12 protein-coding genes are annotated in these 9667 nt (G+C 62.8%); all 12 read left to right on the plus strand.

The annotated features are described in order from the left end of the window. Positions 1 to 156: 156 nt before the first annotated feature. The 12 genes from AC30NL_RS09100 (at position 157) to AC30NL_RS09155 (ending at position 9562) form a co-directional block, all read left to right on the plus strand. Entirely contained in the window at positions 157 to 420 is a 264-nt protein-coding gene (locus AC30NL_RS09100) for a BolA family protein (protein ID WP_489463685.1), read from the plus strand. A 245-nt stretch (positions 421 to 665) separates the two neighbouring features. After that, positions 666 to 1937 (plus strand): UDP-N-acetylglucosamine 1-carboxyvinyltransferase, encoded by a 1272-nt coding sequence (murA, locus tag AC30NL_RS09105; RefSeq protein WP_489463686.1) that lies wholly within the window; start codon positions 666 to 668, stop codon positions 1935 to 1937. Between the two features lie 82 nt (positions 1938 to 2019). Continuing rightward, complete coding sequence (gene hisG, locus AC30NL_RS09110) at positions 2020 to 2658, plus strand: ATP phosphoribosyltransferase (protein ID WP_489463687.1); 639 nt, start codon at positions 2020 to 2022, stop codon at positions 2656 to 2658. Next, complete coding sequence (gene hisD, locus AC30NL_RS09115; RefSeq protein ID WP_489463688.1) at positions 2655 to 3977, plus strand: histidinol dehydrogenase; 1323 nt, start codon at positions 2655 to 2657, stop codon at positions 3975 to 3977. The genes hisG and hisD overlap by 4 nt, the downstream gene beginning before the upstream one ends. Continuing rightward, entirely contained in the window at positions 3974 to 5056 is a 1083-nt protein-coding gene (hisC, locus tag AC30NL_RS09120) for a histidinol-phosphate transaminase (RefSeq protein WP_489463689.1), read from the plus strand. Before hisD ends, hisC begins: the two co-directional genes overlap by 4 nt. Beyond that, positions 5053 to 5649 (plus strand): imidazoleglycerol-phosphate dehydratase HisB, encoded by a 597-nt coding sequence (gene hisB, locus AC30NL_RS09125; protein WP_489463690.1) that lies wholly within the window; start codon positions 5053 to 5055, stop codon positions 5647 to 5649. Before hisC ends, hisB begins: the two co-directional genes overlap by 4 nt. 2 nt (positions 5650 to 5651) lie before the next feature. Beyond that, entirely contained in the window at positions 5652 to 6299 is a 648-nt protein-coding gene (gene hisH / locus AC30NL_RS09130; protein WP_489463691.1) for an imidazole glycerol phosphate synthase subunit HisH, read from the plus strand. Between the two features lie 63 nt (positions 6300 to 6362). Beyond that, positions 6363 to 7106: a 1-(5-phosphoribosyl)-5-[(5-phosphoribosylamino)methylideneamino]imidazole-4-carboxamide isomerase gene (gene hisA / locus AC30NL_RS09135; protein WP_489463692.1), complete on the plus strand. Its 744-nt coding sequence runs from the start codon at positions 6363 to 6365 to the stop codon at positions 7104 to 7106. Between the two features lie 217 nt (positions 7107 to 7323). Next, on the plus strand, positions 7324 to 8103 hold the full coding sequence (gene hisF, locus AC30NL_RS09140; protein WP_489463693.1) for an imidazole glycerol phosphate synthase subunit HisF: 780 nt from the start codon (positions 7324 to 7326) through the stop codon (positions 8101 to 8103). After that, complete coding sequence (rsmD, locus tag AC30NL_RS09145; RefSeq protein ID WP_489463694.1) at positions 8100 to 8693, plus strand: 16S rRNA (guanine(966)-N(2))-methyltransferase RsmD; 594 nt, start codon at positions 8100 to 8102, stop codon at positions 8691 to 8693. Before hisF ends, rsmD begins: the two co-directional genes overlap by 4 nt. A gap of 48 nt (positions 8694 to 8741) precedes the next feature. Continuing rightward, the gene (gene coaD, locus AC30NL_RS09150) at positions 8742 to 9245 is read left to right on the plus strand and encodes a pantetheine-phosphate adenylyltransferase (protein ID WP_489463695.1); all 504 of its coding nucleotides are present in this window, start codon (positions 8742 to 8744) and stop codon (positions 9243 to 9245) included. 23 nt (positions 9246 to 9268) lie between these two features. Further along, entirely contained in the window at positions 9269 to 9562 is a 294-nt protein-coding gene (locus AC30NL_RS09155) for a YfhL family 4Fe-4S dicluster ferredoxin (protein ID WP_489463696.1), read from the plus strand. The last annotated feature ends 105 nt before the right edge of the window (positions 9563 to 9667 follow it).

Raw genomic sequence — 9667 nt, forward strand, 5'->3', positions numbered from 1 at the left:
CAAAAGGCCCCTGCTCGTCGTTGCAAATGCTCGCCATAGCACGAGCTATGGCTGCGCTTTGCGCCTAGATCAGGCGCCTTTTGACGCGCTGCTCGGACACGCTCGAAATGCTCTCAGCTTCTGAAGCTGGCCCCGGCACGTAGAATCCCACCCACTATGGCTGACCCCACTCCCGCCGAAGTCCAGCGATTCATCGCCCAAGGATTGCCCTGCGAGCACCTCGAGGTGGAAGGCGACGGGCGCCACTTCTTCGCGACCATCGTGTCCAAGGAATTCGAAGGCGCGAGCCGCGTGGCGCGTCATCAAAAGGTCTATCGCGCCCTGGGCGATAGAATGCGCGAGCAAATCCACGCCCTGTCGATGAAGACGCTGACACCGGCCGAGTGGGCATCCGCCCCCGCCGCCACTCATCACCACTGAGAGGCTGAGAGTATTTCGATCATGCCCGCTCATCACGCCAAAAGACTCCTGCTCGTCGTTGCAAATGCTCGCCATAGCCCGAGCTATGGCTGTGCTTTGCGCCTAGATCAGGTGCCTTTTGACGTGCTGCTCGGACACGCTCGAAAAACTCTCAGCCTCTGAACCCAGCCGCAGTGTTCACTGCGGCTGGCGAGCCTGCGCCAGCAGGTTTGGTGGCCGCGATGAGCTTTGGGCAAGAGACGCTCATGGACAAACTTCTCATTCGCGGTGGCCGCCAACTCTCTGGTGAAGTCACTATTTCCGGTGCCAAGAATGCGGCACTGCCCGAACTCTGCGCCGCCCTGCTGGCACCCGAGCCGGTCACCCTGACCAACGTTCCGCGCCTGCAGGACGTGAACACCACGCTCAAGCTGCTGCGCAACATGGGCGCCACCGCCGAGCGCAGTGAATCGCAGCCTGACTCCGTGACCATCGACGGTGGCAAGGTCACCAACCCCGAAGCGCCTTACGACCTGGTCAAGACCATGCGGGCGTCCATTCTCGTGCTTGGCCCCTTGTTGGCTCGTTTCGGTCAGGCGACCGTCTCGCTGCCCGGCGGTTGTGCCATCGGCTCGCGACCGGTCGACCAGCACATCAAGGGCATGCAGGCGATGGGCGCCGATGTCCGTGTCGAGCACGGTTACATCATCGCCAAGGCCAAGCGGCTCAAGGGCGCCCACATCACGACGGACATGATCACCGTCACTGGGACGGAGAACTTCCTCATGGCCGCGACGCTGGCCGAAGGCGAAACCATCCTGGAGAACGCGGCACAGGAGCCCGAGATTCCGGACTTGGCCGAGATGCTCATCAAGATGGGCGCGAAGATTGAAGGGCATGGCACGGCGCGCATCCGCATCCAGGGCGTTGAGCGACTTCATGGTCTGGCGCCGAGCGTGGCCCACAGCATCATTCCGGATCGCATCGAGACTGGCACCTTCCTGTGTGCGGTGGCGGCCACGGGCGGCGAGGTGGTGCTTCGACGAGCCAATGCGACGCATCTGGCCGTGGTCATCGAAAAGCTGCGCGAGGCCGGCGTCACAATAGAAGCTGGCGATGACTGGATTCGTGTGAAGAGCGACAAACGTCCTCGGGCCGTGAGTTTCAAGACCAGCGAATACCCCGCTTTCCCCACCGACATGCAGGCGCAGTTCATGGCGCTCAACAGCATCGCGGAAGGCACGTCGAAAGTCACTGAGACGATCTTCGAGAATCGCTTCATGCACGTGAATGAACTGGTGCGGCTGGGCGCTCGGATCGAGGTCGACGGACATACGGCGTGGGTCGGCGGTGTGCCCGGCCTGTCGGGCGCGACCGTGATGGCCACCGACCTTCGCGCGTCAGCGAGCCTCGTCATCGCGGGCTTGGTTGCCGACGGCGAAACGATCGTCGACCGCATCTATCACCTCGACCGTGGCTACGACCAGATGGAAGCCAAGCTGCGCGGCATCGGCGCCGACATCGAGCGTACAAAATGAGCCCTGACGCTCACATTACTTCGCTGCCGCCCCCCGGAGGCGCGCAAACCGCCTCCTTTGAGCCGGTTCGGCAGGAGACGCGATGATCACTCTTGCACTGTCGAAAGGACGCATATTCGACGAGACCTTGCCGCTGCTGAAGGCGGCCGGGATCGAGGTGACCGAAGATCCGGAAAAATCACGCAAGCTGATCATCGGCACCAGCCGCCCGGATGTCCGCTTGGTGCTGGTGCGGCCCACCGACGTGCCGACCTACGTGCAATACGGCGGCGCCGACCTGGGCATCACCGGCAAGGACACGCTGTACGAACACGGCAGTGCCGGCCTGTATCAGCCGCTGGACCTCAAGATTGCCAAGTGCCGCATGAGCGTCGCTGTGCGGGACGACTTTGACTACGAAGCCGCTGTGAAGCAGGGTTCGCGCATTCGCGTCGCGACGAAGTTCACGACCATCGCCAGCGAACATTTCGCCAATAAGGGCGTGCACGTTGACCTCATCAAGCTCTACGGCTCCATGGAGCTCGCGCCGCTGACGGGCTTGGCCGATGCAATCGTCGATCTGGTGTCCACCGGCAGCACCTTGAAGGCCAACTACCTCGTCGAGGTCGAGAAGATCATGGACATCTCCTCTCGTCTCGTCGTCAACCAGGCTGCGTTGAAACTCAAGCGCGAGCACTTGCGCAGCATCATCGATTCATTCGCCAGCGCCATAGAACCATGAATGCCAAGATCCGCATCCTTGCCACCACTGCTGCCAACTTCAATCTTGAGTTCCAGCAAGTGCTGCACTGGGGGGCGGAGCAGGATCATGCGATCGAGGAGCGCGTGACGGGCATCCTCGCCGACGTGCACTCGCGTGGCGACGCGGCGCTGCTGGAATACACGAAACGTTTCGACGGCGTCGATGTTCCGGACGTCTCGGCTCTCGAGCTGTCGCATGCCGATTTGAAGGCTGCGCTCGATTCGATTTCCACCGCGCAGCGCCAGGCGCTCGAGGCCGCCGCGCGACGCATTCGCAGCTACCACGAGCGCCAGCTCGAAGCCTGCGGCCGATCCTGGAGCTATCGCGACGAAGATGGCACGCTGCTCGGTCAAAAGGTCACGCCGCTGGACCGCGTAGGCATCTATGTGCCGGGTGGCAAGGCGGCATATCCGTCCAGCGTATTGATGAACGCCGTGCCGGCCAAGGTGGCGGGCGTGGGCGAGATCATCATGGTCGTGCCGACGCCGCGCGGGGAACGCAACGCCCTCGTGCTGGCCGCTGCGGCGATTGCCGGCGTCGATCGCATCTTCACCGCTGGCGGGGCGCAGGCCGTCGGCGCGCTGGCCTACGGCACGGCGACGATTCCCGCCGTCGACAAGATCACCGGACCCGGTAACGCTTATGTTGCCGCCGCCAAGCGTCGCGTCTTTGGCAAGGTTGGCATCGACATGATCGCCGGCCCGAGCGAAATCCTCGTGCTGGCCGACGGCAGCACGCCGCCCGACTGGGTCGCGATGGATCTCTTCAGTCAGGCCGAGCACGACGAGCTGGCGCAAAGCATTCTGCTTTGCCCGGATGCAGACTACATTGCCCTCGTGAAAGAGGCCATCGATCGCCTGTTGCCCGACATGCCGCGCCGCGACGTGATCCGTGCCTCGCTGGAGGGCCGAGGCGCACTGATCCACACGCGCAGCATGGAAGAGGCTTGCGAGATCAGCAATCGCATCGCGCCCGAGCACCTGGAGGTCAGCGCGCACGATCCGCATCGCTACGAACCTTTGCTTCGACATGCCGGCGCAATCTTCCTCGGCGCGTTCACCAGCGAAAGCCTGGGCGACTACTGCGCCGGGCCGAACCACGTGCTGCCAACCTCGGGCACCTGCCGCTTCTCGTCACCTCTGGGCGTCTACGACTTTCAGAAGCGGTCGAGCTTGATCGAAGTGAGCGAGGCCGGGGCGCAAAAGCTCGGGCCGATTGCGGCCGAGCTGGCCTACGGCGAGGGACTGCAGGCCCACGCCCGGGCTGCGGAAATGAGACTGAAAGGAGCTGCGCAATGAACTCCGCGCTTCGAGACCGGATGAAGCAGGTGATTCGCCAGGACATCCAGTCCATGCACGGCTATGCGGTGCAGCCGTCTGCGGGCATGGTGAAGCTCGACACGATGGAGAATCCCTTTCAGCTTCCGCAAGAGCTGCGAGCTGAGTTGGGTGCGCGGCTGGCCCAGGTGGCGCTGAACCGTTACCCGGCAGAACGCGGTGACGTGCTGCGCGCCAAGTTGGCGGAGCATGCAAAGATGCCGGAAGGCTGCGACATCATGCTCGGAAACGGGTCGGATGAGCTGATCTCGTTGCTGACACTGGCCTGCCACGTTCCTGGCAACGTTGTGATTGCGCCGGTGCCGGGCTTCGTCATGTACCAGATGTCGGCCAAACTGCAGGGGCTGCCGTTCATCGGCGTGCCGCTCGACGCGAATTTCGAACTCGACTTGCCCGCCATGCTCGCCGCGGTGCGCGAGCACAAGCCGGCCTTGGTCTACCTCGCATATCCCAACAATCCAACGGCCAACCTCTGGAACGACGCGGCGATCGACGCCATCATCGAAGCCGCTCCCGGCCTTGTAGTGATGGACGAGGCCTACCAGCCCTTTGCGGCGCGCGATTCGATGGAGCGCCTTAAGCGCCACGAGCACGTGTTGCTCATGCGCACCTTGAGCAAGTTCGGCCTCGCCGGCGTGCGCATCGGCTATCTCATCGCACGGCGCGAACTGATTGCAGAAGTCAACAAGTTGCGTCCGCCTTTCAACATCAGCGTCTTGAATTGCGAAACCGCACTGTTTGCGCTGGAGCACGCGGACGAGTACGTGCGGCAGGCGGCGACCATCCGCGCCGAACGCGATGCGCTGCAAGGCCTTCTCCGTGCCATCCCCGGGGTGACGCCGTTTGCGAGTGATGCCAACATGATCCTCGCCCGCGTGCCAGACTCCAAGAAGGCTTTCGATGGCATGAAGGCACGGGGTGTGCTTGTGAAAAATGTCGCCTTCCTGCATCCGCTACTTGCAAATTGCCTGCGAATCACCGTCGGTACACCGGATGAAAATGTGAAGATGATCGAGGCTTTGAAGGCGAGCTTGGCATGAGCACGGAACGAAGAGCGGACGTGACCCGCAATACGGCGGAGACGCAGATCCGCGTCGCCATCAATATCGATGGCACCGGCGCCGCAAAGCTCGCGACCGGCATTGGCTTCTTCGACCACATGCTCGACCAGATCGCGCGCCACGGGCTGATCGACCTCGACATCGATGCGAAGGGCGACCTGCACATCGACGGCCACCACACGGTGGAAGACGTCGGCATCACCTTTGGCCAAGCCATGGCCCGTGCGGTCGGCGACAAGAAGGGCCTGCGTCGCTACGGCCATGCCTACGTGCCACTGGACGAGGCGCTGTCGCGGGTGGTGATCGATTTTTCCGGTCGCCCGGGTCTGCATATGCGGGTGGATTTCAAGAGCGGCATGATCGGCGCGCTCGACACTCAGCTCGTCTACGAGTTCTTCCAGGGTTTCGTGAATCACGCGGGCGTGACGCTGCACATCGACAACCTGCACGGGCACAACGCACACCACCAGTGCGAAACGATCTTCAAGGCATTTGCCCGAGCGTTGCGGATGGCGCTGGAGATCGATCTCAGGTCGGTCGACGTCATTCCCTCGACAAAGGGAAGCCTGTAATCATGTCCAGAATTGTCGCCGTCGTCGACTACGGCATGGGCAACCTCCGTTCGGTGTCGCAGGCGGTCATGCACGTCGCGAAAGACTCCGGCGTGGACGTGATCGTCACCTCCCGGCCGGACGAGGTCTACGCCGCCGAACGAATCGTCCTGCCGGGGCAGGGCGCCATGCCCGACTGCATGCGAGAGTTGCGGAATTCCGGCCTTCAGGAAGCCGTTCTCCACGCTGCGGTCAACAAGCCGCTGATGGGAGTGTGCGTTGGCATGCAGATGCTGCTTGCCCACAGCGAGGAGGGTCCGACCGACGGACTTGGCCTGTTCGCAGGCGAAGTGAAGCGATTCCAGCTCGAAGGCCGCCTCCAGCCCGACGGCAGCCGCTTCAAGGTGCCCCAGATGGGCTGGAACGGCGTTATCCAGACGCGTCCACACAAGATCTGGGCCGGCGTGCCCGACGGCGCATACTTTTATTTCGTCCATAGCTTCTATGCGTGTCCGTCTGACCCGCACCACAGCGTTGGCGAAAGCGAGTATGGAGAGAGCTTTACCTGCGCGCTCGCCCGGGATAACATTTTCGCCACCCAGTTTCACCCCGAGAAAAGCGCGGACCACGGGCTTGCCCTGTACCGAAATTTTCTTTCCTGGATTCCGTGACCAGACTCCTCATCCGCCTTCTCGGGCGCCCCTTCACATCCCCCACCTTCGAGCCTCTCGGCCATGCTGCTCATTCCCGCCATTGACTTGAAAGACGGCAAGTGCGTCCGCCTCAAACAGGGCGACATGAACGACTCCACCCACTTCGGCGACGACCCGGCGGCCATCGCCCGACGATGGGTTAATGCCGGTGCGAGACGCCTGCATCTCGTGGACTTGAACGGCGCGTTCGCGGGCAGGCCCGTCAACGAGGCGGCGATCAAAGGGATCCTTGCCGAGGTCGGCGATGAGATTCCAGTCCAGCTGGGCGGCGGCATTCGCGACCTCGACACCATCGAGCGCTACCTGGACGATGGCCTGAGCTTCATCATCATCGGCACGGCAGCGGTGAAGAGTCCTGGCTTTCTGAAGGACGCCTGCAGCGCTTTCGGCGGTCACATCATCGTGGGCCTGGACGCGAAGGACGGCAAGGTCGCCACCGATGGTTGGAGCAAGCTCACCGGCCACGAAGTCGTCGACCTCGCCAAGAAATTCGAGGATTACGGCGTCGAAGGCGTGATCTACACCGACATCGGACGCGACGGGATGCTGAGCGGCATCAACATCGATGCGACAGTCAAGCTCGCGCAGTCCCTGTCGATCCCGGTTATCGCGTCGGGTGGTTTGGGCAGCATCGCCGACATCGAAAAGCTCTGCTCTGTCGCAGGCGAAGGCATCGAAGGCGTTATTTGCGGTCGCGCCATCTATAGCGGCGATCTCGACTTCGCATCGGCACAGCGGCGCGCCGACGAGCTCAATGGCGCTTGAACCGCGTTGTGTGCGTCAGTGGTGGCGGCGATGCTCAACGCTGGTCGTCCACCTCACTACACTCCCGACCGAGCGGTATCAGCATTTACGCGGAGCACGGTCCAGTTCTGGCTGAGGTGTCGAAGCCCCACCGCGGGTGAGGCTTCGACACCTCAGCCTCTCAGCCCAAACGGACTCTGTGACGGCATCTTGATTTGCTACCCCCCACTTCAATCCCATGCTCGCCAAACGCATCATTCCCTGCCTCGACGTGACCGGCGGCCGTGTTGTGAAGGGCGTCAACTTCGTGGAACTGCGTGACGCAGGCGACCCGGTCGAGATTGCGGCCCGCTATAACGACCAGGGGGCGGACGAACTGACCTTCCTGGATATCACCGCGACAAGCGACGGGCGCGATCTGATCCTGTACATCATCGAGGCGGTGGCCTCGCAGGTCTTCATTCCGCTGACCGTGGGCGGCGGTGTGCGCGAGGTGGCCGACGTTCGCCGGCTGCTCAATGCTGGAGCGGACAAGGTGAGCTTCAACTCGGCGGCGGTGGCGAATCCACAGGTGATTCGCGATGCATCGGCAAAGTACGGTGCGCAGGCCATCGTCGTCGCAATCGACGCCAAACGCCGGCAAGGCGACGACAAGGTGGCACGTGGTGACGGGTGGGACGTCTACACCCATGGCGGACGCAAGAACACCGGCCTCGATGCCGTGGCGTGGGCGAAGCAAATGGCCGAGCACGGGGCGGGTGAGATTCTGCTCACGAGCATGGACCGTGACGGCACCAAGATCGGATTCGATCTTGAACTGACCCGCGCCGTGAGCGACGCGGTAAGCGTGCCGGTAATCGCCTCGGGCGGCGTCGGTAGCCTCGACCACCTGGCAGACGGCATCCAGAAGGGCGGCGCCGACGCAGTGCTCGCGGCCAGCATCTTTCATTACGGGCAGCACACGGTGGGCGAGGCGAAGGCGCTGATGGCCAGTCGCGGCATCCCCGTGCGTCAATGACGGCCGCGCCGCGCCGCGGACCGCCGCGGGAAGTCCGCATCATCGGCGGGCAGTGGAAGCGCAGCAAGCTGCCGGTGGCGGATCTGCCGGGCTTGCGGCCGACGCCTGACAGGGTACGCGAGACACTGTTCAATTGGCTCGGGCAGGACCTGGACGGCTGGCGTTGTCTGGATGCATTTGCCGGTAGCGGAGCGCTAGGTTTCGAGGCGGCGTCGCGTGGCGCGGCGGTGGTGGTTCTTGTCGAGCGCGAACGGTCACTGGTTCGCAGCTTGAACGAGTGTCGGGAGCGCCTTGGCGCGAATGCCGTGAAGATCGAATCGGCCGATTCCCTCGCCTTCATGCGTCGCGGCAGTCCTGCGAGCTACGAGCTGGTCTTCATCGACCCGCCTTTCAGCGCAAATCTCTTCGAATCAGCCCTTTCTGCCGCGGCGCCGTTGGTGGTGTCTGGAGGATTCGTCTACCTTGAGGCTGATCGTGTCTTCGACGATGCTGCAGTTGCACCCATTGGCTTGACGATTCACCGGTACGCCCGCGCCGGTGCTGTCCACTTTCATCTGCTTCAGCGAACGGCCGATTCCCGCGCCGCCTGAAACACCGGGCTACACTCGCGGCCGCAACCACACTGCGCAGGACGCAACTTGACCTCCGTGACCAAACTCACCGCCGTGTATCCGGGCACGTTCGATCCCATGACCCTGGGCCACGAAGACCTGATGCGCCGGGCCAGCCGCCTGTTCGAGCGACTGATCCTCGCGGTCGCGGCCGGTCACCACAAGCGCACGATGTTCACTATCGACGAACGCCTGGAGATCGCCCAGGAGCTGTCCAGCAGGTACCCCAACGTCGAAGTCATCGCCTTTCGCGGCCTTTTGCGCGACTTTGTGGTGGCTCATGGCGGCAAGGTGGTGGTGCGCGGCCTGCGCGCCGTGAGTGACTTCGAATACGAGTTCCAGATGGCCGGGATGAACCGCCAGTTGATGCCTGACGTCGAAACGCTGTTCCTTACTCCGAGCGACCAGTACCAGTTCGTTTCCGGCACCTTCGTGCGTGAAATTGCCACCTTGAGCGGCGATGTTTCAAAATTCGTGTCACCCTCAGTGAACGAACGGCTCAAGCGCCGCGTCAAAAGCAGTTCCAGCTAGCCCCTCTTCGAATAGCGTGCGCCATGGCCTTGTTGATCACTGACGAATGCATCAATTGCGATGTGTGCGAGCCTGAATGCCCCAACCTGGCGATCTCGATGGGCGTGGACTTTTACGAGATCAACCCAGCCAAGTGCACGGAATGCGTCGGCCATTTCGACGAGCCGCAGTGCGTGCAGGTGTGCCCAGTGAGCTGCATTCCGGTCAACCCGGCGCACATCGAGACCCAGCTGGCGCTGTGGCAGAAGTACCAGCGATTGCAGCAGGCGGCAGGGGTGCCGGCGTCGGCCGTCCGGCCGATTCCGCCCGGAGTCTGAGAGCCTGAGAGTATTTCGATCATGCCCGCTCATCACGCCAAAAGACTCCTGCTCGTCGTTGCAAATGCTCGCCATAGCCCGGGCTATGGCTGTGCTTTGCGCCTA

This window comes from Rhizobacter sp. (genome assembly GCA_021153565.1).
Lineage (GTDB): Bacteria > Pseudomonadota > Gammaproteobacteria > Burkholderiales > Burkholderiaceae_C > Albitalea.